The following is a 24,474-nucleotide window of genomic DNA, read 5'->3' as shown; positions in this document are numbered from 1 at the left end:
ATTAAAGAAGCTCTCGCACTCCAGCGGGGGCTTTTTTTGTAATAGTAGATGAATGAATATTGAAAAACTCTACATCAAATTTTTAGCACAAGGGCAAAAAATAACAACTGATACCCGAAAAATAGAACAAGGTCAGATTTTTTTTGCCTTAAAAGGATCTAACTTTAATGGTAACAATTATGCCCTAGATGCAATAAAGCAAGGTGCAAGATATGCTATCGTGGATGATGTCTCGCTAGGAAATGAACCAGGAATAATCTTAGTCGATGATGTATTGAAAACATTGCAAGAATTAGCCCTTTACCATAGGACAAAACTAAACATCCCTATAATTGCTATCACAGGAAGTAACGGAAAAACAACCTCAAAAGAATTAATTAGAGAGGCACTTTCTGCTAGGTATAAAGTAGCTTGTACAAAAGGCAATTTGAATAATCATATAGGAATTCCTTTGACTTTATTAGACATCAAAGCCTATGAAGATATTTCTATTGTAGAAATGGGAGCCAATCACCAAGGTGAAATAGCAGACTACTGCACATATACCGAACCAAATTTTGGCGTTATAACCAATATTGGTAAAGCTCATTTGGAAGGATTTGGAGGGTTGGAGGGTGTACTGAAAGGTAAAACGGAATTATATAAATATCTCACTCAAAACCCAAATAGCAAGATATTCATCAATGCGGATGATCCATTATTAATGAAACAGACTATGGGTTTAAATTACATCGCCTATGGTACCTCTGAAGATTTGCCCATCTATGGAAGACTAGTTCATTCAGACTCGGAATTCTTAGTGATACAAATTTTCGAGGGCGATAGTAATAGTATTATAAGAACGCAACTCACAGGAGAATACAACCTTTATAATGTGCTTTTAGCCTATACTATCGGAAGATATTTTGAAGTTGATTCCAAGAAAATTATTCAAGCATTTGAGAATTATCAGCCATCAAATAGTCGATCACAGGTTTTAAAAAAAGAACAACTGACCATTATTCTTGATGCATATAATGCTAATCCAAGTAGTATGGAGGTGGCACTTCATAATTTAGCTAAATTTTCTGGTAAAAAAACAGCTATTCTTGGGGCTATGAAGGAATTAGGTGAGTTCACAGCAGTTGAACATAAAAAAATAGTAGACCTTGCACTTTCTTTAAATTTAGATACTATCGTAGTCGTAGGTTCTGAGTTTGCTGATATTATCTCTGATGAGAGAATTTTTTATTTTGAAAATACTGATAATGCCAAGAAATGGTTTCAGAATCAAAAATTCAGTAAGCAGACAATATTAATAAAAGGATCAAGAGGCATGGCCTTGGAAAAATTGTTAGATTGAAACGAGATTGGACAGATAAGGAATTGATAAATGCTTGCCTAAAGCAGAATCCTATAGCACAAAAAAAGCTATATGATTCATATTCATCAAGGTTATATGCGATTTGCCTTCGTTATAGCAAGAATGAAGAAGAGGCTCAAGATATTCTTCAAGATAGCTTTATTAAAATATTCACCAAACTGGATACTTATCAGTATACAGGATCCTTTGAGGGGTGGTTAAAAAGGATAGTTACCAATACATCTATTGAGTATTTTCGAAGAAAAATAGATTTGGAAAAAGTAGAGGATGTAAGTTTCAATCCATATTTATCTGTAGATTCTGACAAGAGCCTAGAGGTAGAGGAGTTATTAAAAATGATACAAGAGCTGCCTGAAGGTTATCGAATTATATTTAACCTCTATGCAATTGATGGTTTTACTCATAGTGAAATAGCTAAAAAATTGAATATATCAGAAGGAACATCTAAGTCTCAATTATCAAGAGCTAGAGCTCATTTACAAAAAAAGTTTAAAGAGAAATTTGAATTGCCTAGAAAATCGGTACAACCATTAGAAAGTTTCTTTCGTCTACTAAAATAGAAGTTATGTGGAAAGATAACGATTTTAGAGAATTATTTCAGAATTACAGAGTTGATCCACCTAAGAAGGTCTGGAGCAATGTGACTGCCGTTCTAGAGAAGAATAGGAATCAGAGAGTAGTACTTCCTTATTTTTCTAATTATCAAAGATTTACCTTAGTTGCAGCTTCTTTGTCTGCTATGATCCTTTGTGGTTTTATGCTTCGATTCATGGAAGAATCTCCTTCTAGAATAGGGATTGCTGAACCTAATTTTGTTGCGGAACAGAATACTATTAGCTTAAATGAGCTAGAGATAGTTAATAGTAAAACTATTCCTACTTTGTCATCTCTCCCAACTCTTCCCTCTAGCTCTATTACCTTAACTAAGAAGATTCGAAAACCATCTATCATCTTACCTGAGGAATATAAGCCATTTGAAAAGGATATATTGGCGCTGGCAGAGTTAGATAAACAAATAGCAGAGTTAGGGAAAGAAATAGATAAATTGAATAACATAGAACCACTCCAATATGAATGGAATACTCCAACCATAGCTCAGGTGCAGTCTAAAACCGAATCCAAGGCTAATCAAAATTGGAAGGTTTATCAGAGTCAATTAAAAGATGAGATAATACCTGTGCCAACTGAAAATAAGCTAGTAGAAGCTTCGGTTACAAGACCTAAATTTATAGAGAGATTTTATTTAACTCCATATATGGGGGCTAACTATACACAGGTATTTTATCAAGATAAACCCACAAATAATTATTTTTCAGATAAAGCACAATTTAGTGGTCAAATCGGTTACAATTCAGGAGTACAATTTGGTTTTCAATTAAATAAAAAGTGGAGCTTAGAATCAGGAATTGGGTTAGGGCAGTATATTCTTGGTTTCAAAGAAGACTACGGTACCTATTTTCGTGATGGACATATGTATATAGATCAACTGGACATACCTCTATTAATGAGGTACACTATAGGTTTAAATAATAAAAAGCTTCCATTAACTTTAGCACTAAAAGGTGGGTTAATTTATAGCAATGTGATTTTTTATCAGATTAACTATACAGACAAATTTAATCGAATTATTTCGATAGGTAGTCCAAATGAACAATCTTTCAAATTTGACGTAGATAAGAGACAATATAATAGCATGCAGTTTGGTTATGCAGCTGGTTTTGATTTAGATGCATTCGTGTCAAATAAAATTTCTTTAAATCTCTCCATGTTAAATGCACTAGTCTCCCAAATAAATAATTTTCCATTTTTCGGCGCTGAGCGACAAAGACCTATTCAATTTTCCACTAGTTTTTCTTTTGGGACCAAGATTCGGTTTTAATCTAAGTTTTTTTTATAAACTTATTTGGTCTGGCTTAGATTTGTAGCTTTAATCGTTTGATTTTTGACTACTGCCATATTAGCTCTTATTAAATATGACTTTCAGCGTGAATTTAGGCAGCGCTTATCCTTCCTTAGTATTGTGCTTTATGTATTCGCTATTACATACTTACTTTATTTCCTGCTCAATACTCAGGGTGCCTTGGTTAAGATGGAGGTTAAATACTGGAATGTTATTTTCTGGGTAATTGTTTTATTTACCTCTATCAATGAACTCATAGCCCAATTTAGTAAAGAATCGGAAGGGCTTTACCTTTATTACTATACGACTATTCATCCGGTTCATTTTATTTTAGCGCGATTATTTTTTCATACACTTTATGCCCTTATCACAGCGGCTCTGACTTATTTTATTTTTACACTGTGGTTTGGAAGTCCTGTAGAAAATTATGGTTTGATTCTGCTTTCAATAGCATTAGGCAGTAGCTCATTTGCCATATTATTTACTTTAACTACTGCTTTATCCAAAGGACTAAAAAATAATGCTGTATTGACCTCTATACTTGGTTTTCCGTTATGTATTCCTTTGATAACATTGGTTTCAAGATTGTCTAAAGAAGCTTTTTTTAGCACTACAAGTGATAATTTTTGGATAAATCTGACTATTTTAATAGGTTTTAATCTCATTATGGTGGTTTTGTCTGTAATTTTGTATCCTTATATTTGGCGTGAATGATTTTTTTAAAACAACCTATTTTACGTTTTTTCTGCGTTTTTTTAATTGGCTATAGCTTATTAGGAGGTCTTTTGTTGCCCCTCTCTCCCAATATTGAGAAGTTAGACTATAGATCAAAAGATAGTAATCTTTTTGTAGATATTTTTGTTCCGAAATTAAATGAAGATATCAGTCTATTTTATCTTAAAAAATCAGTACTTGGCGATACTAGTAAACTTATAATAAAGCCAACAACTATAGTAAAGAAAGATTGTGGTTATCAATTAGCCTTTCCTCACCCAAATATGTTCAAAGAATTTCAAAAGGGAGATGTGCTAGACTTGGTTTGTCATACTCAGACATGGGGAGGGTTGCGTTATTTTTCCGCCTTCTATATAGATACGATTATTGGTAGTCAAAATTTGCCGCTAACGGAAGCTATTCAAATTCCAGAAAAGAAGTTTCACTGGAGTTTTCCTAATAGGACCATTTTAAAGGAATCTATAAGAAATCTATTCTACCATGTACCTATGTGGTTTACTATGATGGCATTGTTGATTTATAGTTTAATACATTCTATTATCTTTTTATCTTCTGGAAAAATAGTTCATGATAAAAAAGCCTCTATCAGTGCAGGTGTGGCTAGTATTTTTGGCGTCTTGGGTATTTTGACAGGTATGATCTGGGCTAGATATACCTGGGGAGCTTTCTGGACCAATGACCCAAAATTAAACGGTGCAGCAATTGGTATGCTAGCATATTTGGCTTATTTTATATTGCGTGGTAGTTTAGAAGATGAGATCAAGCGGGCTAAATTAGCAGCAGTCTATAATATTTTCTCGTTCACGATTTATATGGTATTTATCTGGATACTTCCTCGCATCAATGATTCCCTACATCCAGGAAATGGAGGGAACCCCGGTTTTAATGTCTATGAGCAAGATAATGTCATGCGTCTCTTTTTCTATCCTGCTGTTTTAGGATGGATTTTTTTGGGTTTTTGGTTGACTGAGATATATGTAAAGTTAAAGGAAAGATAACCTTTTATCCCAATCTTATTCCCCTTTTTACGTTTAATAGTTAAATTTTCATCAAATTTGTGATTAACAATATCGTATTCAATAACTGAAATTGCAGCTTTTATTTTTCGATACTTCCATTTCAATACCTAAGAAACGCTTACTTCTTTTGGCGGTTGTCGTATTTTTTTCAATTGTCGTAAAGTCTCAACAGCGTTATGATCTCAGTAGTTTGCGTCAAAAAACTATCTTACTTCGTGATTCTGCTTTTATTGATGACCAACCTATTATTCCAGGAAGCATATATATTACCTATCAAGGGCAGAAGGTCGATATATCTTTCTTTGAGCTAAATTCACGTTCCAATATAATTATATCTTCTAAGTATTTTTCAGATTCCATTTTAATTACTTATAGAGTTTTACCTCTTCGATTGACAAGTCTGAGGTTACTAGGAAGTAAAAAACATAGCGGATTGAATGGAAATTCCGTTTTATATAGAGAAGATGTCAACTATACGGGCGAAGTAGAATCTTCAAATGAATTAGAATATAGTGGCTCTTTTGTTCGAGGGATTACTGTAGGTAGCCGCCAGGATGCAGCATTAAACTCTGGCTTTAACTTGAATATCAATGGAAAGCTATCGAATGGATTAGAAATAAATGCTACTATGACGGACGCAAACATTCCTATTCAACCAGAAGGTAACTCTGCTTCTATACAGGAATTTGATCGCATTTTTATTCAGTTAAAAAAAGATAGCCATAAAATAATTCTTGGCGATTTCGATATATCCAACGAATCTTATTATCGAATGATGAGATTTGATAGAAAACTTCAGGGAATACGCTACCAGACAAGTTTTCCAATAGGCGCAAAATCAACTTTGCAATTAGGGGCTAGTGCCGCACTCACGAGAGGTACTTTTAGTAGAAATGTTTTTCAGGCAGAAGAGAATAACCAAGGTCCTTACAAGCTTATAGGAAATAATGGTGAAACCTTTATCATTATCATAGCAGGAACAGAGAAAGTGTTTATAAATGGACAACTTATGAAACGGGGTGTCGAGCATGATTATGTGATAAATTATAACGTCGGTGAAGTAGTATTCACACCTAATCGATTAATCACAAAAGACCTGAGAATCGTCATAGAATTTCAATATTCTGACAGGAGTTTCTTTAGATATTCCCTTGAAGCGAATGCCAGATTAGTGCACCCAAAATATGAGATCTACTCACAGATGTTTACTGAAAATGACGATAAAAATAAATCTTTGATTTTTGGGGAATCAAGGTCGAAAGAGATGGCACAGCGACTGAGTAGTATTGGCAATAAATTAGACTCCGCCTTTATAAATGCTGAAACAGAGATTGTTTGGGACCCTAGTCGTGTCTCTTATCTGAAATCGGATACTACTGCTATGGGAATAACTTATACTATTTATAAATGGGCAGAAACCAAGCAAGAAAATGTTTATCAGGTCTTGTTTACTCAGGTGGGCTTAAATCGTGGGAATTATATTCTAAAATCAACGGCAGCGAATGGTTCCGTCTATCAATGGGTAGCTCCTATCAATGGCGTTCTACAGGGAAATTATGAACCATCATTAAGGATTACCACTCCGAAAACGCACCTACAGTGGACATCTGGGGGAGTTTATAAATGGAATAATCAACAAATAACTCGTGCAGAAATTTCCTATACAAGTAATGATCTCAATACCTTTAGTGAAATTCAAGATAATGAAAATAAAGGCATTGGTATGCTGATTAATCATAAGGCAACGTATGTAATTGATAGTCATAAAAGTTTAAATCTAGAAGTAGAACAAGAATATACTAGCACACATTTTAGCCCCTTAACACGTTATCGCAATAATGAATTTCAACGCGATTGGGGCTTGAATCTACCTATTCGAAATGAGGTAGAACAATCTCTTACTACTTTGTCTATAGGTTATTCCAGCCGCACTGTTAAATCGAGATTAGGAGGAAATTTATTTTATATACCAAATTCATTGAATGGTCTGCAATCTTTTGCAGATCTGCAGTGGAGTCCTGGTAATTGGCTATTTTACACGAATCAAAACTTAGTTAGCTCCGGACGTTCGGATACTTCTACTATATTTTATAGACCCAAAGCTGGTATACGCTATTTTCTACTTCCACAGAGGTCAAGTATTGAAGTTGGATTTTTTCATGAAATCAATCGAACTAAAATTGGAGAAAATACCTTACAAAGAAATGGTTTTCTCTGGCAAAATTATTTTTTAAACTGGAATAATAAATTTAATCAAGCCAATAGTTTAAATTTCAATTACATCTATCGAACGGAGCAAATAAATGATAGCCTTCAATTCCTACCACCTAATATTCGAGCGCATACTTTTTCCCTCGATGGTCAGCATGAATTTTCCAATTCACAAACATTAAAATATATTTTGAAATATCGCAATTTTTCAAGTATTGTTCAAACGCAGGAAATTCAACATAATTATATGGGCAGAATAGACTATAACAGTCATTATGCAAATGGTTTTGTGCGCCTCAACACGACTTATGAAGTTAAGGCGGGTCGGGAGCAGCGCATACAACTTACCTATGTGAAAGCCCCCAATGGCTTCGGGAATTACGCTTGGCGAGATTTAAATAATAATGGAGTATTCGAATTAAATGAAGCTTATGTATCACCAATAGTCACAGAAAATAATTTTATGAGATTCTTCGTAGCCCTTCCTGATTTTATTCCTGCGAATGAAGTGAACTATTCTCAGCAAATTACACTAACTCCTAAAGCCAAATGGCACAACCAAAAAGATTGGCGAAAATGGGCGGCTAAGTTATCTTATCATCTTAGATTTGACGTGAATAAAAAAGTAAGAACATCTGATGAAACTGGTTTTTTGGATTATGCGAATCCATTAGCAGGATTTAAAGATAGCCTATTAATTTTTTCGCGAAGCCATATGTTTCAGCAAATTTCATTTCAAAAGAATGAAGGCAAAATAGGGCTCGATTTAGAGTGGTTGTATAATAATAGTAGCAACCTGTTGAGTAATGGAATAGAAGGTTTTTCTCTTCAGAATTATGCATTGAGAAGCCGAGTTGAATTAGCTTATTTTCTCACCTATTTCGGAAAATTATCCAATGGTATTCGAAGAAACACTTCCGAATTTTTTTTAGAAAGAAATTTTCAAATTATAGAAAATGGAATAGAAAATACATTCTCGTTTTATTTGCATCGCAATGTCAAACTTAATTTGAATGCGAACTATGGTTTTAAGAGTACGGGTATTCAATACAGCATATTGCATCAGGGAGATATTGAGTTTAAGCTCGCTCGTAAAAATGATGGAATTATTGAAACGAGATTTACCTTGCTCAATCAGAGTTATGAAGCTCAAATTCTAAATCCGCAAATTGAACTCTCTATGCTGAATGGCATCCCGCGAGGACTCAATTATATCTGGAACTTGACAGTAGGTCAGAAACTAACCAAGTATCTTCAGCTCAATCTTATCTACAACGGTCGCAAAAATGAAAACTCACCGCAGCTCATTCATAGCGGGAATGTCGAGGCTAGGGCGATATTTTAGGGTTGAAAGTGTAAAGTAAAAAGTTGAAAGTGGTGATTCAAGAAATCATGGTTGAGACTTCGCCAACTATTAATTTGTTGGTAGACTAAATTCTGCGCCACCCCATTCCACGAGTGTGAATCCTTTTCTTGGAATTGAAGTAAATGTTTGGTTTTTGATTGGATATGGTTTATCAATTTTCATAAAATCCATAAAAACCCTGATTTCAACATCTGGTTTCGGAACTACCATATTTTTGGATATGGTTTCATATTCTTTTCCTGTTCGAAAATGAATGAAATTCCATTCATTTTTTATTAGACAAGGAGTCCAGAATACTATAAATTCATTAGCTTCATATTCGTTTAATCCATATTTGATTAGCACATTTTGTAGAAAGGAAACCGTCGAATCTCTATGTATTACGAAGCCGCTTTCATAAATGGATGGGTTAGTTGGATATTTTATTTCTCCATCCCAAAATAGATACTAGTAAGTTTTATTGTCCTTTTTATTAATGAGTTTTCCATTTGGAGAAGCATTGACGACCCAGCCATTTTCATATGCTGGGTAGGTAAAATTAAACTTGCCTTCAAATTCTATTTTTAAATTGACCTCAGTTTCTTTTTCTGGATATAAATATATTACTGGTTTTTTTATTACTATATCTCGTTTATTTTTTTTACTTGTGTCATCTATCATTACTATGAACAATGAATCTTGATTTTTAACAACAACTTTTGTTATTGGTTTGCCAACTGAACTTATTCTTAGTACATTATTCAAATTGGTTTTTTTTAATTCAAAAAATCCAGAAGAGTTACACTTGGTGCCTGATTTAGCTATCGAGTCCCAAACTATGGCAAATGGTATTGGATTTCCATTAGCGTCGCTAACTTTTCCGACTAAAGTGAATTGGGCTCTTATTGGGTTTAGAAATAGTTGATTTATGAAGATTATTAAAAACAACTTATTTAATTTAGGAGCTATATTCATATAATTTTTTTTAAATCAAAAACTTACTGTCAAACTTTGAATCAACAAATTCCACAGACTCCACAGCAAAGTCAAATCCTTTCTGTAAGGCATAAGACCCAAACTCTCCGTATTTATTGAGAGCGATGAAACCTATTTGTAAATTTTCTAGTTTTTCTTCGCCAAGATTCGTGTCCCCACGAACCCTCCTAAACTATGCCACATTTTTTTCTTTACTAACTTGTTGTATTTTTCTCAACTCAACTGACTTTTCTGTAAGCTCATTCTCTATATCATAGTCGTCTTGTATGCCTAACCAAAATTTTGCGGAGTTTCCAAAGTATGCACTCAATCGAAGTGCGGTATCCGCTGTAATACGCCTATTCCCTTTGACAATTTCAGAGACTCTAGTTTGTGGTATGGATAAATCTTTGGATAATCTATACTGCGAAATTTCCATAGGAATTAAAAATTCTTTTAATAATATCTCGCCTGGACTTATGTTTCGTAACTTTTTCATATTCAATTTATTTTAATGGTAATCTATAATTTCAACTTCACTTGCATTTCCATTCGTCCATTTAAAGATAATTCTCCATTGATTGTTTATCCTTATACTATAATAATCTTTCCAACTGCCTTTTAGCTTTTCTAGCTTGTTCGCTGGAGGAATTTTTAAATCATTTATATCTATTGAGTTGTTTATCATTCTTAATTTTCTTCTAGCGATTTCTTGAATTTCTATTGGTAGTTTCTTTGATACTAAACCATTCCAGATTTTTTCAGTCTCCTTATTTCCAAATGAAATTATCATATCTTGTACGTTACTAACGCCAAAGATAAGTATTTAGTTTCTTATGATATTTATTTTTTTTCTCTCTTTTGTCAAAGTTCGTGTCATCACGAACTATATAAATTTCATTTCAATTAAAATTATTTAAATCAAAAACTTACTATCAAACTTCGTATTATCTAATTCCTCCGACTTCACAGCAAAGTCAAATCCTTTCTGTAAGGCATAAGCTCCAAACTCTCCATGTTTATTGAGTGCGATGAAACCTATTTGTAAGTCCTCTAGTTTTCTTGGAGTACGTTTAAGGATTCGTTCAACAGCTTTTTTACAGGCAAGTTCTGGACTCAAGCCTTGGCGCATAAATTCTACTACTAAGTGACTGCCGCAGATACGTATCACTTCCTCTCCATGACCTGTTGCGGTAGCAGCTCCTACTTCATTATCTACATATAGACCAGCACCTATTATAGGAGAATCACCTAGTCGTCCACGCATTTTAAATCCCATACCACTGGTGGTGCATGCACCACTCAAGTTCCCATAACCATCCATAGCTATCATCCCTATGGTGTCGTGATTGAACTCATCGGCTTTCATAGTTTTACGTTTCTCTTGTTCTCTATCTGGCTTGGTGATAAACTCCACTTTCTTGTTTTCTATATTTTTATGGTCAAACGCATTTCGTTTTTCCCAATCCTCAAAAGCCTTAGCAGCATGGTCACTCAGTTTACCATCTTCTAACGAAAAACCTTGAGACAAGGCAAATTCTTGAGCCCCTACTCCTACCAACATCACATGAGGAGATTTTTCCATCACAGCGCGCGCCACGGAAATAGGATGTTTGATTCTCTCTAAGGCACCTACTGCGCCAATTTCAAATTTTTCATTCATGATACAAGCATCTAGTGTCACGATACCTGTCCTATCAGGATTGCCTCCCAGACCTACGCAGCAGTTGTTCATGTCATTTTCTGCATTCATTACACCTTTTTCGACAGCATCGAGTGCGTTTCCATTTTTCGAAAGAATTGACCAAGCATCGATATTAGCTTCTCGCTGATTGTACCAAGTGCTCAATACTATAGGCTTACTGGTCGTTTTTAAATTACTAGCCCAGCCCGTTTTGAAAAATGAAAATGTCATACCTGATAAAGATAACGTTTTGACTAATTGACGTCGATTCATAAAGAAAGTTTCTAATTCAAATTTAAAGTAATTAGTTTGAAATTGTTCTTTTTTTGTCACTCCTGCGAAGCAAATATGAATTCCAACAAAATCATCAAATTTATGAATAAAGACAAATATTTTTCAGTATAATTTTCTTTGTGACTTAGTGCCTTTGTGGCTAAATAAATTATTATGGTTAAATATTTTCAATTAAGAATTATTTTTACTTTCTAATTTATTCTTATGATAAAATCATTTTATTCAGCCCTCCTTCTTATATTACTTGTTTCGCTATCCTCTTGTCAGCAATCTAAGAAAGGAAATTCGGAATTCGAATCCTTCAAACTGCGCATGGTCGATGATATGTGGAAGCAATATCCCAATTGGGCAAAGGGTGTGGGTTATCACAAATATGATAGTGTGTTACCAATTCCAGATGAGGCTAATAGAAAATCAGATTTAGCTTTTGCAGCGCGCTACTTAGATTCATTAAAGGATTTTATTTATGATTCTTTGTCTCCTATGAATAAAACAGATTATTTACTGATAAAAAATATGCTAGAAGGCACGGATTATGCTATCAATGAATATAAATCCTATACTTGGGACGCCTCTCAATACAATTTTGGAGGAACTCTTTTTGAAATTACACAAAACAAAGAAGACTCCAATGCGATCATTGGCAATTTAGATAAATTTTTAGCTAAAACTCCAGCTTATTTCGAGGCAGCGAAAAGAAATTTAACAGAACCGACCTTAGAACATACCTCGTTGGCTATTCAGCAGCTGACAGGTACGATAGATATGCTTCAGTATGGAGAAATTCGTGAATTTTATAACCGAAAAAATGCAGATACTACCTTTTTAGGAATAGCCTCAAAAGCGATACAAGGTTTTATCTCCCATTTGGAAAATCTAAAGTCTGAAATGGAGTCTGGTAAACGCAAAGCTAAAAGTTTTCGATTAGGTAAAAAATTGTATGAAAAAAAGTTCAATTTGGACATAGCTTCTTCTTTCTCATCCGATGAAATGTTTCAAATAGCTAGTCAGAGAAAAGAGTCCTTGCAGACGGAAATGTTTGCTATCGCCACCCGTTTATGGGATAAGTATTTACCTAATACCCCATTAGAAGCAGATTCATTAAAACGCATCAAGATGGTAATCGACAAGGTCGCACTCCAGCATGTAAAGCGGGAAGATTTTCAAAGGGAAATAGAGCGTCAAATCCCTATCTTAAATCAATTTATAGTAGAGAAAGATTTAGTAACTATGGATGCCTCTAAGCCATTGGTCGTGCGTAAAGAACCAGCTTGGATGGCGGGTGTAGCAGGTGCTAGTATATCGAGCCCTGGTCCTTATGCTAAAAACGCAAATACCTATTATAATGTAGGCAGTTTAGCATTTTATTCACCGGAAGCAGCAGAAAGTTTCTTAAGAGAATACAATCAGTTCACCCTTCAAATTTTAAATATTCACGAAGCTATTCCAGGTCATTATGTACAACTAATTCATGCGAATAAATCACCGTCGATTATTCAAAATCTTTTGCAGAATGGGGCATTCATAGAAGGTTGGGCGCTCTATGCCGAACGCCTAATGATGGAAGAAGGATGGGATAAAAATACAAGTATCAATCAAACCGAAATGTCCGATGAAATGTGGTTGATGTATTATAAGTTTCACTTGCGCGGGGTCTGCAATACTATTTTGGATATTAGTATTCATACTAAGGAAATGACCGAAGAGCAAGCTATGCATCTGATGCAAGTGGAGGCTTTTCAAGAAAAATCTGAGGCAGAAGGTAAGTGGAGACGAGCCAAGCTGACTCAGGTACAGCTATGTTCTTACTTTACAGGCTTCAATGAAATATATACTTTCCGAGAAGAAGTTAAAAAACAAATGGGCGCTCAATTCAATCTTAAAGCGTTTAATGATAGATTACTCAGCTTCGGAGCACCCCCTATGAAATATGTCAAGGAGATGTTTGGGAGATTGTAATCTGATTTGAGGAATATTTATGTTCGTCTTTTTTAGAATGTAATCCAAAAAAGAGTCAACTATTTCGGAATATAATCCAAAAAGTCGGATTATATGATATTAACTATTGGTATTCAATTAAATATGTAACTTTATTTTTCCTCCAAGATATTTATCTCTTACTTTTTTGGAATGTAATCTAAAAAAGTATCAACTATTTCGGAATATAATCCAAAAAGTTGGATAAAATGATATTGAATATTGATATTCATTTATTTATATAGCTTTATTTTCCCTCCAAGGTTTTGGTTTTCGTTCTTTTTTCGATTGTAATCCAAAAAAGAGTCAACTATTTCGGAATACAATCGAAAAAGTATGTATTTTTACATATTGAAATTTAGTTATGGTTGAAAGAAATGCCGTCAAACAATTAAATGATAGTTTGTATAAACGAAAAGTCATTATGCTTTTAGGTGCTCGGCAAACAGGTAAAACGACTTTGTTGAAAGACCTAGTGAGCAAAACAAAAAATAGCTTATGGCTCAATGGAGATGAATATGATATCCACGAGCGATTTAAAAAACCTAGCTCCACATCACTCAAGTCCTTAATAGGAAATAGCAAACTCGTGGTGATCGACGAGGCTCAGAAAATTGAAAATATTGGTATTGGATTGAAATTGCTTTATGATACCTATCCAGATGTACAATTAATTGTTACAGGTTCTTCTGCCTTTGAATTAAATAATAAAACGAGCGAGCCCTTAACGGGTAGAAAAATAGAAATGTATTTATTCCCACTCTCTACCTCAGAGATGGTGGCGCATACCAGTGAGATAGAGGAGCAGCGGATGCTATCCAATAGACTCGTTTATGGCATGTATCCAGAGATTGTGACAAAACAGGGCAATGAAAAAGAAATGCTCAAATTATTAGCGGATAGCTATTTGTTTAGAGATATTCTAATGCTAGATAGCATCAAGAAGCCGGAGAAATTAGTGACTTTACTCCAAGCCCTCGCATTTCAAATCGGAGCAGAAGTGTCATACAATGAGCTAGGAAATTTGGTAGGTCTTGATAGTAAAACTGTCGAATCTTACATAAATTTATTAGAAAAATCATTTGTTATTTTCCGATTGAATTCTTTGAATAGAAACTTGAGAAATGAATTAAAACTTTCGAAGAAAATTTATTTCTATGATAATGGTGTTCGCAATGCGCTTATTTCTAATTTTCAAATATTAGAAGGAAGACAAGATATAGGGAAGCTTTGGGAAAATTTTATCGTCATGGAGCGAATGAAGTACAATCATTATACGAAAAATTATTTGAATAAATATTTCTGGCGCACGAAAGACCAACAAGAAATAGACTATGTCGAAGAACAAAATGGGTTACTCAATGCCTATGAATTTAAGTGGAGTTCGATGCAAAAGGCACGTTTCTCTAAGACGTTTACCAATGCCTATCCCATCGGAGAAACCAAAGTAATCACTAAAGAAAACTATATGGAGTTTTGTGTATGATGGTTTCATTTAAACTTAGGTGTAAAATATTTACTTCATTTTTGCATTATAGTATTGTGAGATTCTTTGTTTCTATTTTTCCTTTGCTTTTCCTTCAATGTCAATATAGAAATGATGTTGAGGAATATAATAGTTTTATAAAAGAGTCTAATTTGGACTTAATGCAAATTAATGCTTTGAAACAAATGGATTATATTGCTGAATCTTCTATAGAGGCTGCAAAAAAACAATAGGTATAAGAGTGTTAAGTTAGATATATATGCACCGATTTTTAATCAACTGAGACAAGAAAATAATAAAATAAATGATGCCATTAATCATATAAAGTATCGTGCAGAAAAACTTGGAAAGCTTAGGTTTAATGCTTATGGTAAACCTAAGTTCTTTCTGAATAAAATATCTCAAAATGATATCGAGAGTATAGATGAAGAAATAAACGCCATAGTTGACCTTATAAATCAAAACTACAATAAAATACTGATTACAAATAAGGATAAAATTTCAGAAAATGTTATAGATAGATATAGTTTAGAAATAAAACGAATTGATAGCCTTAGTGAGTTTAACGCCAAGCAAATTATTACTTCTCATTACCAACAAACTAGTCCTCTTAATTATTTAACTATAGTAAATAGACTATACATTGCCAATATGACAATTTATAATATCTACTCAAGCTATATTATAAATCAATTAGGCTAGGTAGGTTTTGGCAGTTATCATTCCACACAACACATAGCAATAGTAAAAAACACTAGAGCATTGCCCGGAAGCTATAATGAGGTAATTATTAAAGCAGATAACTATGAATTAATGATAGATAAACTATTTATAAATGGAAGATTACAAAAAGACTTTTATGATTTAAATGTTTACTATTATAAGTTTAAATGCCCTAGACAACTTGGCTTTTATAGTCACCAAGTAAAGTTTGAAGGTATCCGTGCTTCAGGTGAAAGAGTTATTATGACACAGACTTTAAATTATGAGGTAGTCGATAGTTGTTTCAAATAAACTAGAAGGTCATGCTTTTCAAACTATCCATAATACTTTGCGCCTTTGCGGTTAAAATCCAGCTAAAACAAAACCCCATAAACCTCACTAATCTTGCCTACTTGGACGATTTTGATAGTAAATTTATCCTTGGGAAGTTTGGCGTTATATTTGGAGATAAATATTTTCTCAAAACCCAATTTTTCGGCTTCGGCTATGCGCTGCTCTATGCGGGAAACAGCTCGTATTTCTCCACTGAGTCCTACTTCAGCACAAAAAGCCGTATTGCTTGATATTTCTTCGTCTTTATAGGAGGAAATGATGGCTGCTAAAACAGCTAAATCCAGGGCAGGATCGCTCACTTTGATGCCTCCTGCTAGATTGAGAAATACATCCTTATTCGATAATTGAAAGCCTCCGCGCTTTTCTAGAATAGCTAGGAGCATATTCAATCGTCGCGTATCAAAGCCAATGGAGCTACGCTGAGGATTGCCATAGACAGCATTGGCTACCAGTGCTTGTACTTCTATCATCAATGGGCGCATTCCCTCCATGGTAGAGGCTATAGCTACCCCGCTGAGAGCTTCATCTCTATTGCCCAATAGAATATCCGATGGATTGATAACGGGTTGCAATCCATCGGATTTCATTTCATATACACCTAGCTCTAAGGCAGAACCGAAGCGATTCTTAATCGTTCGCAGCAGCCTATGTGTATAGTTTCTATCTCCTTCAAATTGCAAAACGGTATCTACAATGTGCTCTAGCAACTTTGGTCCTGCTATTTCTCCTTCTTTATTAATATGACCTATCAGAATGACAGGTATATTAGTCTCTTTGGCTAGTCGCTGAAACTCTCCAGCACATTCTCTTACCTGAGATATACTGCCCGATGCTGATAGTATATGTTGTGAATAAACTGTCTGAATGGAGTCTATAATGATTAAATTGGGTTCGAGTGATTTTACCTGGTCAAAAATGGTCTGTGTGCAAGTCTCCGAAAATAGGTATAGATTTTCATTTTTTGCTTGAATTCTATCCGCTCGCATTTTGATTTGTTCTACACTTTCTTCACCAGATACATATAGAATTTTCAAATCTTTGAGGGAGAGCGCAATTTGAAGAAGAAGCGTGGATTTTCCTATCCCTGGTTCACCCCCTATGAGAACAATAGATCCGGGAACTATGCCACCTCCGAGAACTCGATTGAATTCTGGATCATCCGAATAGAAACGAGATATATCATTTTGTTTAACTTCTTCGAGTTTTACTGGCTTCGTTTTTACCGAGAAATCTTTAAACGTGGACTGATTAGGATTAGAATTTTCTTTGGAAATAATTTCTTCCACATAGGTATTCCATTCATTGCACCCTGGGCAGCGACCTATCCATTTTGGGGATTCATTACCACAATTCGTGCAGAAAAAAGCTTTTTTTATTTTTGCCAATGGACTTTTGTTTTAATTAATTTGTGGATAAATATAGTGCATATTCTCGCTAAAATTTGTCGTTTTCAAAAATTGTTTAGCTAGATACTAAAAATGCCTTATTTTCGTTTCCTAAATTAAAAGGTGGTTACAAAATTTGTAGTCCCGATTATAAAATATATAACAGATGAAGAAGGTATTGTTTTTATTTGCTATCGTGGTATTATTGACTGCTTCTGCTTGTAGAAGCAAGACTTGTCCTGCTTATTCAAAGGCAGATACAGTCAATAGCTCTCAAAACGCATAGACTCATTCATAAATTCTATGTTGCTATTCATGAGAGTCTTTTTGATTCTCTTGCTTTTATGGCTATCATCTTGTCAGAAGCAGTTAGATAGTGTTCCTCCAGAAAACGAGGTTTCTTACCAAGATTATTTTCCTAAAACTATCGGTCACTGGGTTGATTATAAGGTTGACTCTTTTCATTATGTTAAAAGTTCATTAGACCCTGCTCCAATTGTAACAGGGACAACTTATTATATACGAGAATGGATCGAAGATACACTCCATGGATTCGGTCTGCCATATCAGTATAAAATAAAAGTATTATTTCGAAAAACACCTTCGGAACCTTGGGCATTTCTTAGAAATATCTCCATGCAGCCCCTTAAGGACGAAGTAACTAAAAACGAAAACAATCTTCGATTTACGAAGTTACAATCACCTATAAAGTCAAGTATGTCATGGAAAGGCAATAAATACATTGACACTTCAGTCAATAAAATATATGGAGAATGGAACTATAGATATATGGACATTTTTCAATCAAAACAAGTTTCTGGATTTAATTTTGACAATACCGTGACTGTTCTTCAACATTTGGATAGTAATGCTATAGAGAAGACTCATTTTTTTGAAGTCTATGCTAAAAATATAGGATTGATTCATGCTGAAAAACATGTATTAGCTAAACAAACTCCTACCAATGGTTGGGATAAACCAGAAAATGGTTTTTCGGTTATCATAAAAGTGGTCGACTGGAAGAAATAATTGGTGTTTCAGAAATTTAGGATTACTTAAAGCTAGGAATAATTTTTTTCTCTTAAATTTGCCTTCCTTAAAACCAATAGATATTTAAGTATATTAAGCAATGGGACGCGCATTTGAATATAGAAAAGCAGCTAAAATGGCTCGGTGGAGCAAAATGGCAGTAGCTTTTACCAGAATAGGTAAGGAAATAGTAATGGCAGTCAAGAGCGGTGGAGGTGATCCTACAACCAATACCCGCCTGCGTATAGCAATTCAAAATGCCAAAGCAGCGAATATGCCCAAAGATAATGTGGAGCGCGCTATTAAAAAAGCATTGGGAAAGGATGAAAAAGACTTCGCAGAAGTGCTATATGAAGGTTTTGGTCCACATGGTATCGCATTTCTAGTAGAAACCGCAACAGATAATACAAATAGAACCGTAGCTAATGTGCGGTCTCATTTTAACAAATGTGGTGGTGCGTTAGGTAATAGTGGTTCGGTAGAATTTATGTTTGAACACAAGGCTTTTTTCACAGTGGATTTAGCAGGTCGCGATTTAGAAGAACTAGAACTTGAGCTAATAGATTTTGGCTTAGAAGAAATAGGGACAGAAGAAGGTGAGACCTATATTCAAGTTGGTTTTACGGACTTCGGAAAAATGCAACAAGCACTGGATAGTATGGGTATAGCTATAACAACCGCAGAGAAGGAACGTGTGCCTATGAATTATAAAGAGGATTTGACAGATGAACAAAAAGCGGATGTAGAAAAACTAATCGAAAGATTGGAGGAGGATGAAGATGTGCAGGCTGTTTTTCATAATATGGGCTAGGAATTTTTAATTTTAAATTATTAATTCTTAATATTAATAAAGTAAAATCGAAATATTCAAAATTTAAAATTCAAAATTAATAATTAAAATGAACTTTTTAGTATGCGTAAGCAAAGTGCCGGACACCACGGCTAAGATAGCATTCAAAGACAACAACACCAAGTTTGCTGGCGATGGAGTCACCTATATACTCAATCCTACTGATGAATGGTATGCTCTTGTGCGTGCACTCGAGCTAAAAGAAGCAGCAGGTAGCGGAAAAGTAACCGTTATCAATGTGGGAGCAGCTGATAATGACCAATATTTAAGGAAGGCATTAGCTATAGGCGCTGATGATGCTGTATTGATAGAATCTGCAGAAGATTTAGAGCCTTATTATGTAGCTAAAGAAATAGCAAATTATGCAAAGTCGAATGGTTATGAAATCGTAGTAACTGGAAAGGAAACCATCGATTACAATAGTTTTTCAGTGGGAGGCATGATAGCAGAATTTATGGATTGTGCCTTTGTATCGCAAGTATCGAAGTGGGATATGAATGGCAATACCGCTACACTCAATAGAGAAGTAGAAGGTGGCGAAGAGGTAGTAGAGGTATCAACACCATTTGTAATTTCAGCTCAAAAAGGTTTAGCTGAGCAACGATTGCCCAATATGAAAGGTATCATGACGTCCAAGACCAAGCCTTTGGCAAAAATCCCTGCACAAGCTGGTGATACCTTAGTATCTGTGCAAAGATTTGAAGAACCAAAACCAAAATCTGCGGTGAAATTATTTTCGGTAGATGAGGTAGATGCCTTGGTGAAAGCACTCCATGAGGAAGCAAAGGTCATATAGATGTTAAAATTTAAGAATTCATTATTCAAAATTAAGTTATGGTTATAGTATATATAGAAGCAGTCAATGGTCAAATCAAGAAATCTTCATTGGAAGTATTGACCTATGGAAGAAAATTGGCAGATAAAATGAATAGCACCGTTGGGGCAATTTGTCTCACTGCCTGTGATAGTAGTGTAGTAGGAGAATATGGTGTCGCCAAATTATTTCAAGTTACTGATTCGAAATTCAATCATTTTGACAGCAAAGCCTTTGCAAAAGCGATAGGAGAAATATTCAATGCCAATGGTGGTAGTATATTGGTGCTTCCTTTTAATCAAAATGGCAAGGCTTTGGCTCCTCGACTTTCAGTAAGATTACAAGCTGGTCTCGTCAATGGTGCGAATGCCTTGGCTGAAACTTCCGATGGTTTTGTAATTAGTAAAAATGTGTTTTCGGGCAAGGCAGTAGCGAATTATAAAATACATACCGAAAAGAAAATAGTATCTCTAGCTTCTAATTCTATCCCAGCTGAGAAAAATCCAACAAACTGCGAAGTGATAGCTTCTGCGACCGCTGTATCGGACTCTGATTTCTCTACGAAATATATTAAGAGCGAGCTTGTGTCAGGAGACATACCTTTAAGTGAAGCTGAGCTTGTAGTATCTGCAGGTAGAGGCTTGAAAGGGCCTGAAAACTGGGGTATGATAGAAGATTGTGCTAAAATCTTGGGTGCAGCCACAGCATGCAGTCGTGCGGTAGCAGATGTTCACTGGCGTCCTCACCACGAGCATGTAGGTCAAACAGGTCTGGCTATTTCACCGAATCTTTATATCGCAGTAGGTATCTCAGGTGCGATACAGCATTTAGCAGGTGTATCCAGTTCAAAAACAATTGTGGTTATCAACACCGACCCAGAAGCTCCTTTCTTTAAGGCTGCAGACTATGGTATCGTGGGTGATGCCTTTGAAGTAATGCCAAAATTGAATGAGGCATTGAGGAAGTTGAAGGGGTAGTCAAATACCAATTTTAATTTTTTATTATTTCTTATGCGTAGATTTTTGCCCTTAGCTTCTTATATGACAATGGTCATGGTCTTGTTTGGCACATTGTTTAAAATTATGCACTGGCCAGGAGCAAATGAAATGGTCATAGCAGGCTTAGGGACCGTTATTTTTATTATTCCATTCTATTTCATAGTTCGAATAAAGGATACGCCCAATTTTTTTGGAAAGTTTGCCTACTTTAGTTTAATTTTTTCTACTTGTGTGTCTATACTAGGAGTTTTATTTAAGATTATGCATTGGCCTGGAGCTAGTGAAATGTGTATCGTAGGTATCGCGTCACTTATTTTTCCTTCACTTTTGTTTTACGCCATTTATCAGGCTAAAAAATCTAATAACAATTTTAAAGAAAGCTATTATGGGTTCTTTGGGATACTTCTATTTTGCTTTCTTGTGGTTGTTATGGCATATAAACCAACTAGTGATGTTATAGGAAGTTTCGACTATCTCAATAAGATTTTATTAACGAAAAATCAAAAACAGGATTTATCATTGTACAGCCATGACATACAAGATGCATATCAATATATAGAAAACATTAAATCAGAAATTATAGAAAAGTCTGGCACTAGAATGTCAAGCGATAATCAAATAGATTATCGCAAGGACAATATGGATGCCGTCACCAGATTATTTATGAAAGATAATACTGGGCAAAAGATGTTTAGTTTACTACAACAGGTTCAGAGAAATCATAAAGCCTCACTTGACTTATTAGATAAATCAAGCAATCATTATGAATGGGTTAGGAAGAACTTCTACAATATGCCATCAGTAGGAGCTGTAGCTAAATTAACTGGCATTCAATATGAATTATTGAATATTAAATAAATATGACATAATACCCTAAAAATTTCTATTGTATAAGCCAATTTATTTACTTTTAACATACATTTGCCATTAATAAATTATTAAGATTATGACGAGTAATGAAAGTTTGCCAATTCAGTATCTAGATTTTGAAGCTCCTATTCAGAAAATTCAAGAGCAGATAGAAGAAATGCAGGCGATGGAGAAGAAGTCCAATATTGACCTCAGTGATAAGATAAATCTGCTCAAAGAAAATCTGGAAGCAGAAAAGTTAAGAGTAACTCAAGGATTGACCACATGGCAGAAGGTTCAGCTTTCTCGGCATCCGAATCGTCCCTATGCTCTTTATTATATGGACAACATAGCAGATTATGGTATAGAAATTCATGGAGATAGAAATGTAAAAGATGATAAAGCCATCGTTTGCAGAATGACTCAAATCAATGGACAATCGGTTATGCTTATAGGGCACCAGAAGGGAGTGAATACCAAAATGCGACAGTATAGAAATTTCGGCATGCCTTATCCAGAGGGCTATCGCAAGGCTCTCCGAGCAATGAAAATGGCGGAGAAATTTAACATTCCTGTTGTAACTTTAATAGATACTCCAGGTGCGTTTCCTGGTATTGAGGCAGAAGATAGAGGACAGGCTGAGGCTATCGCCCGAAATCTATTTGAAATGGCGCAGTTGCAAGTTCCTATTTTATGTTATATCATAGGTGAAGGCGCATCGGGAGGTGCTCTGGGTATTGGTGTAGGAGATAAAGTATTTATGCTGGAGAATACATGGTTTACCGTGATTTCACCTGAATCTTGTTCCAGTATTTTATGGAGAAGCTGGGAACACAAAGAAAGAGCCGCAGAAGCTCTCAAACTTACTCCTGCAGATAATTTGAAAAATAAATTGATCGATGGTATAGTACCTGAACCTGCTGGTGGTGCGCATTATAATCCTAGCGAGATGGCGGTAAGATTGAAAAATCATATCATCGAAAATCTAGCAGAATTAACTAAACTAACTTCAGAGCAACGCATCAATACTAGAATAGAAAAGTATAGCGCTATGAGCAGTGCTGTGGAGGCGGGTTAAAGAATTCATGTTACAAGATATTAAAAATTACTTCTTCTTTAAGCGATTAAAAGAAGATTGCTTACATGTCAGAAAAAATCTCTTACTTCAGGATTTTTCTAACATGAAAACGATAGGTATAGCCTATGATGCTTCAGATTATGAAATGATTACTACGGTTAGAGATCTTGAAAACAAATTGAAACAAGAAGGGAAAACGATCTCAGTTTTTGGATTCATCAATTCTGATGAAAAGAAGTATGAACCTTTTTTGTTTAGTAGAAAAGATTTGAATTGGTATGGATATCCTACTAAGCAACAATTATTTGACTTTGCTGCAAAAGATTTCGACCTACTTTTGGGTTTTTTTAATGATTTAAACTCTCCGCTTAATGTTATATTTGCAGCCTCAAAATCAAAATTGAGACTTGGGGTCAACTACAATCAAGAACCAATACTTTTTGATATTATATTAGGAACTTCCAAGGTAAAAGGTAGGAAAGATATAGTCAAGGTATTAATGGATTTTATAATTTCAATAAGAACGCGATGAGCAGTCAATTAAGAGGTACAGGAGTAGCATTAGTAACTCCTTTTGATAAAGAGAATGCAGTAGATTATCAGGCGTTAAAAAAACTTGTTAATCACTGTATCAAAGGTGGAGTGAACTCCTTAATTGTATTAGGTACAACTGGAGAGACACCTACACTGACGAAAGATGAAAAAGCGGAAATACTTCGATTTGTAGCAGAAATTGCGGCAGATAAGGTAAATCTTATCGCAGGTTTTGGAGGTAATAATACGCAGCAGGTTATTGATGAAATGAATAATTCAGATCTGACCGGATATCGCTTTATACTGAGTGCTAGCCCATATTATAATAAGCCAACTCAAGAAGGAATTTATCAGCATTATAAAGCTATTGCCAAGGCTTCACCATTGCCTATCGTACTCTATAACGTTCCGGGTCGTACTTCTTCTAATATGTTACCAGAAACTACCTTGAAATTGGCTAGAGAGGTTGATAAAATTGTAGCAGTCAAGGAAGCTAGTGGCAACATAGACCAGTGCATGAAATTAGTCAAGAACAAGCCGAAAGATTTTATCGTTTTAAGCGGTGATGATAATTTAGTAGTCCCACAGCTATCATTTGGAATGGACGGTTGTATATCGGTAATAGCGAATTTATTGCCGAAAGAATTTTCAACTATGATCAATCATGGATTAAATGGTGAGTTTAAAGAGGCTACAGCTATTCAGTTTAAACTATCTGAAATTATAGATTCTATATTCGAAGAAGGCAACCCAGTTGGAATTAAATCCGCTCTTAGCCTACAGAATATCACCTCAGATGCCGTTCGTTTGCCACTGGTAAATGCCTCTGAATCGCTTAGAGAGAAAATTAAGAAACAACTTATACAGATTTAGTTGTCAAAGTTCTCTTATA

At 34.9% G+C, this 24,474-nt stretch carries 23 protein-coding genes; 17 read left to right on the top strand and 6 right to left on the bottom strand.

Going from position 1 to position 24,474, the window contains the following annotated elements:
• Positions 1 to 52 precede the first annotated feature (52 nt).
• The 6 genes from murF (at position 53) to JNL75_03035 (ending at position 8,573) form a co-directional block, all read left to right on the top strand.
• On the top strand, positions 53 to 1,342 hold the full coding sequence (gene murF / locus JNL75_03060) for a UDP-N-acetylmuramoyl-tripeptide--D-alanyl-D-alanine ligase (protein ID MBL7788798.1): 1,290 nt from the start codon (positions 53 to 55) through the stop codon (positions 1,340 to 1,342).
• Entirely contained in the window at positions 1,330 to 1,923 is a 594-nt protein-coding gene (locus JNL75_03055) for an RNA polymerase sigma factor (protein MBL7788797.1), read from the top strand. Before murF ends, JNL75_03055 begins: the two co-directional genes overlap by 13 nt.
• Positions 1,924 to 1,928: 5 nt before the next feature.
• On the top strand, positions 1,929 to 3,242 hold the full coding sequence (locus JNL75_03050; protein ID MBL7788796.1) for a PorT family protein: 1,314 nt from the start codon (positions 1,929 to 1,931) through the stop codon (positions 3,240 to 3,242).
• Between the two features lie 63 nt (positions 3,243 to 3,305).
• On the top strand, positions 3,306 to 3,977 hold the full coding sequence (locus tag JNL75_03045) for a heme exporter protein CcmB (GenBank protein ID MBL7788795.1): 672 nt from the start codon (positions 3,306 to 3,308) through the stop codon (positions 3,975 to 3,977).
• The gene (gene ccsA, locus JNL75_03040; GenBank protein MBL7788794.1) at positions 3,974 to 4,996 is read left to right on the top strand and encodes a cytochrome c biogenesis protein CcsA; all 1,023 of its coding nucleotides are present in this window, start codon (positions 3,974 to 3,976) and stop codon (positions 4,994 to 4,996) included. The genes JNL75_03045 and ccsA overlap by 4 nt, the downstream gene beginning before the upstream one ends.
• A 91-nt stretch (positions 4,997 to 5,087) precedes the next feature.
• The gene (locus JNL75_03035; protein ID MBL7788793.1) at positions 5,088 to 8,573 is read left to right on the top strand and encodes a hypothetical protein; all 3,486 of its coding nucleotides are present in this window, start codon (positions 5,088 to 5,090) and stop codon (positions 8,571 to 8,573) included.
• 69 nt (positions 8,574 to 8,642) lie between these two features.
• Here the strand turns inward: JNL75_03035 and JNL75_03030 are convergent, their stop codons facing one another.
• From JNL75_03030 to JNL75_03010, 5 genes are all read right to left on the bottom strand, one after another.
• A complete protein-coding gene (locus JNL75_03030; GenBank protein ID MBL7788792.1) occupies positions 8,643 to 8,939 on the bottom strand; it encodes a hypothetical protein in 297 nt (98 codons plus the stop codon).
• A gap of 102 nt (positions 8,940 to 9,041) precedes the next feature.
• Positions 9,042 to 9,548: a carboxypeptidase-like regulatory domain-containing protein gene (locus tag JNL75_03025; GenBank protein MBL7788791.1), complete on the bottom strand. Its 507-nt coding sequence runs from the start codon at positions 9,546 to 9,548 to the stop codon at positions 9,042 to 9,044.
• A 193-nt stretch (positions 9,549 to 9,741) separates the two neighbouring features.
• On the bottom strand, positions 9,742 to 10,047 hold the full coding sequence (locus JNL75_03020) for a HigA family addiction module antidote protein (GenBank protein MBL7788790.1): 306 nt from the start codon (positions 10,045 to 10,047) through the stop codon (positions 9,742 to 9,744).
• A 12-nt stretch (positions 10,048 to 10,059) separates the two neighbouring features.
• Positions 10,060 to 10,341 (bottom strand): type II toxin-antitoxin system RelE/ParE family toxin, encoded by a 282-nt coding sequence (locus JNL75_03015; protein MBL7788789.1) that lies wholly within the window; start codon positions 10,339 to 10,341, stop codon positions 10,060 to 10,062.
• Positions 10,342 to 10,464: 123 nt separating this feature from the next.
• Positions 10,465 to 11,505, bottom strand: a complete 1,041-nt coding sequence (locus tag JNL75_03010; GenBank protein ID MBL7788788.1) for a N(4)-(beta-N-acetylglucosaminyl)-L-asparaginase — start codon at positions 11,503 to 11,505, stop codon at positions 10,465 to 10,467.
• Positions 11,506 to 11,730: 225 nt separating this feature from the next.
• Between JNL75_03010 and JNL75_03005 the strand changes: the two genes are divergently transcribed.
• The 3 genes from JNL75_03005 to JNL75_02995 all read left to right on the top strand — a co-directional run bounded on the left by JNL75_03005 (position 11,731) and on the right by JNL75_02995 (position 16,003).
• Complete coding sequence (locus JNL75_03005; GenBank protein MBL7788787.1) at positions 11,731 to 13,485, top strand: DUF885 domain-containing protein; 1,755 nt, start codon at positions 11,731 to 11,733, stop codon at positions 13,483 to 13,485.
• A 382-nt stretch (positions 13,486 to 13,867) separates the two neighbouring features.
• Positions 13,868 to 14,989, top strand: coding sequence for an ATP-binding protein (locus JNL75_03000; protein ID MBL7788786.1), 1,122 nt, complete (start codon positions 13,868 to 13,870; stop codon positions 14,987 to 14,989).
• Positions 14,990 to 15,751: 762 nt separating this feature from the next.
• Complete coding sequence (locus JNL75_02995; protein ID MBL7788785.1) at positions 15,752 to 16,003, top strand: hypothetical protein; 252 nt, start codon at positions 15,752 to 15,754, stop codon at positions 16,001 to 16,003.
• A gap of 62 nt (positions 16,004 to 16,065) precedes the next feature.
• On the opposite strand, the gene radA is transcribed toward JNL75_02995, so the two are convergent.
• Positions 16,066 to 17,430: a DNA repair protein RadA gene (gene radA / locus JNL75_02990; GenBank protein ID MBL7788784.1), complete on the bottom strand. Its 1,365-nt coding sequence runs from the start codon at positions 17,428 to 17,430 to the stop codon at positions 16,066 to 16,068.
• 315 nt (positions 17,431 to 17,745) lie between these two features.
• Between radA and JNL75_02985 the strand changes: the two genes are divergently transcribed.
• From JNL75_02985 to JNL75_02950, 8 genes are all read left to right on the top strand, one after another.
• Positions 17,746 to 18,459, top strand: coding sequence for a hypothetical protein (locus tag JNL75_02985; GenBank protein MBL7788783.1), 714 nt, complete (start codon positions 17,746 to 17,748; stop codon positions 18,457 to 18,459).
• Positions 18,460 to 18,559: 100 nt separating this feature from the next.
• Positions 18,560 to 19,270, top strand: coding sequence for a YebC/PmpR family DNA-binding transcriptional regulator (locus JNL75_02980; protein ID MBL7788782.1), 711 nt, complete (start codon positions 18,560 to 18,562; stop codon positions 19,268 to 19,270).
• Positions 19,271 to 19,358: 88 nt separating this feature from the next.
• Positions 19,359 to 20,105: an electron transfer flavoprotein subunit beta/FixA family protein gene (locus JNL75_02975; GenBank protein ID MBL7788781.1), complete on the top strand. Its 747-nt coding sequence runs from the start codon at positions 19,359 to 19,361 to the stop codon at positions 20,103 to 20,105.
• Between the two features lie 38 nt (positions 20,106 to 20,143).
• On the top strand, positions 20,144 to 21,100 hold the full coding sequence (locus JNL75_02970) for an electron transfer flavoprotein subunit alpha/FixB family protein (GenBank protein MBL7788780.1): 957 nt from the start codon (positions 20,144 to 20,146) through the stop codon (positions 21,098 to 21,100).
• A gap of 33 nt (positions 21,101 to 21,133) precedes the next feature.
• On the top strand, positions 21,134 to 21,979 hold the full coding sequence (locus JNL75_02965) for a hypothetical protein (protein MBL7788779.1): 846 nt from the start codon (positions 21,134 to 21,136) through the stop codon (positions 21,977 to 21,979).
• 88 nt (positions 21,980 to 22,067) lie between these two features.
• Positions 22,068 to 23,048, top strand: a complete 981-nt coding sequence (locus tag JNL75_02960; GenBank protein ID MBL7788778.1) for an acetyl-CoA carboxylase carboxyltransferase subunit alpha — start codon at positions 22,068 to 22,070, stop codon at positions 23,046 to 23,048.
• Positions 23,049 to 23,055: 7 nt separating this feature from the next.
• The gene (locus JNL75_02955) at positions 23,056 to 23,580 is read left to right on the top strand and encodes a hypothetical protein (GenBank protein ID MBL7788777.1); all 525 of its coding nucleotides are present in this window, start codon (positions 23,056 to 23,058) and stop codon (positions 23,578 to 23,580) included.
• Positions 23,577 to 24,455, top strand: a complete 879-nt coding sequence (locus JNL75_02950) for a 4-hydroxy-tetrahydrodipicolinate synthase (protein ID MBL7788776.1) — start codon at positions 23,577 to 23,579, stop codon at positions 24,453 to 24,455. Before JNL75_02955 ends, JNL75_02950 begins: the two co-directional genes overlap by 4 nt.
• Positions 24,456 to 24,474: the final 19 nt, after the last annotated feature.

The organism is Chitinophagales bacterium, from assembly GCA_016787225.1.
In the GTDB taxonomy this organism is placed as follows: domain Bacteria; phylum Bacteroidota; class Bacteroidia; order Chitinophagales; family JADJOU01; genus CHPMRC01.
The sequence above is the reverse complement of the archived record's forward strand: the minus strand, read 5'-3'. Positions and strand labels throughout refer to the sequence as shown.

Coding starts and splice junctions, on each gene's coding strand:
- murF (MBL7788798.1), top strand. CDS start 53: ATGAATATTGAAAAACTCTACATCAAATTTTTAGCACAAGGGCAAAAA.
- JNL75_03050 (MBL7788796.1), top strand. CDS start 1,929: ATGTGGAAAGATAACGATTTTAGAGAATTATTTCAGAATTACAGAGTT.
- ccsA (MBL7788794.1), top strand. CDS start 3,974: ATGATTTTTTTAAAACAACCTATTTTACGTTTTTTCTGCGTTTTTTTA.
- JNL75_03025 (MBL7788791.1), bottom strand. CDS start 9,548: ATGAATATAGCTCCTAAATTAAATAAGTTGTTTTTAATAATCTTCATA.
- JNL75_03020 (MBL7788790.1), bottom strand. CDS start 10,047: ATGAAAAAGTTACGAAACATAAGTCCAGGCGAGATATTATTAAAAGAA.
- JNL75_03015 (MBL7788789.1), bottom strand. CDS start 10,341: ATGATAATTTCATTTGGAAATAAGGAGACTGAAAAAATCTGGAATGGT.
- JNL75_03010 (MBL7788788.1), bottom strand. CDS start 11,505: ATGAATCGACGTCAATTAGTCAAAACGTTATCTTTATCAGGTATGACA.
- JNL75_03005 (MBL7788787.1), top strand. CDS start 11,731: ATGATAAAATCATTTTATTCAGCCCTCCTTCTTATATTACTTGTTTCG.
- JNL75_03000 (MBL7788786.1), top strand. CDS start 13,868: ATGGTTGAAAGAAATGCCGTCAAACAATTAAATGATAGTTTGTATAAA.
- JNL75_02985 (MBL7788783.1), top strand. CDS start 17,746: ATGAGAGTCTTTTTGATTCTCTTGCTTTTATGGCTATCATCTTGTCAG.
- JNL75_02980 (MBL7788782.1), top strand. CDS start 18,560: ATGGGACGCGCATTTGAATATAGAAAAGCAGCTAAAATGGCTCGGTGG.
- JNL75_02975 (MBL7788781.1), top strand. CDS start 19,359: ATGAACTTTTTAGTATGCGTAAGCAAAGTGCCGGACACCACGGCTAAG.
- JNL75_02970 (MBL7788780.1), top strand. CDS start 20,144: ATGGTTATAGTATATATAGAAGCAGTCAATGGTCAAATCAAGAAATCT.
- JNL75_02965 (MBL7788779.1), top strand. CDS start 21,134: ATGCGTAGATTTTTGCCCTTAGCTTCTTATATGACAATGGTCATGGTC.
- JNL75_02960 (MBL7788778.1), top strand. CDS start 22,068: ATGACGAGTAATGAAAGTTTGCCAATTCAGTATCTAGATTTTGAAGCT.
- JNL75_02955 (MBL7788777.1), top strand. CDS start 23,056: ATGTTACAAGATATTAAAAATTACTTCTTCTTTAAGCGATTAAAAGAA.
- JNL75_02950 (MBL7788776.1), top strand. CDS start 23,577: ATGAGCAGTCAATTAAGAGGTACAGGAGTAGCATTAGTAACTCCTTTT.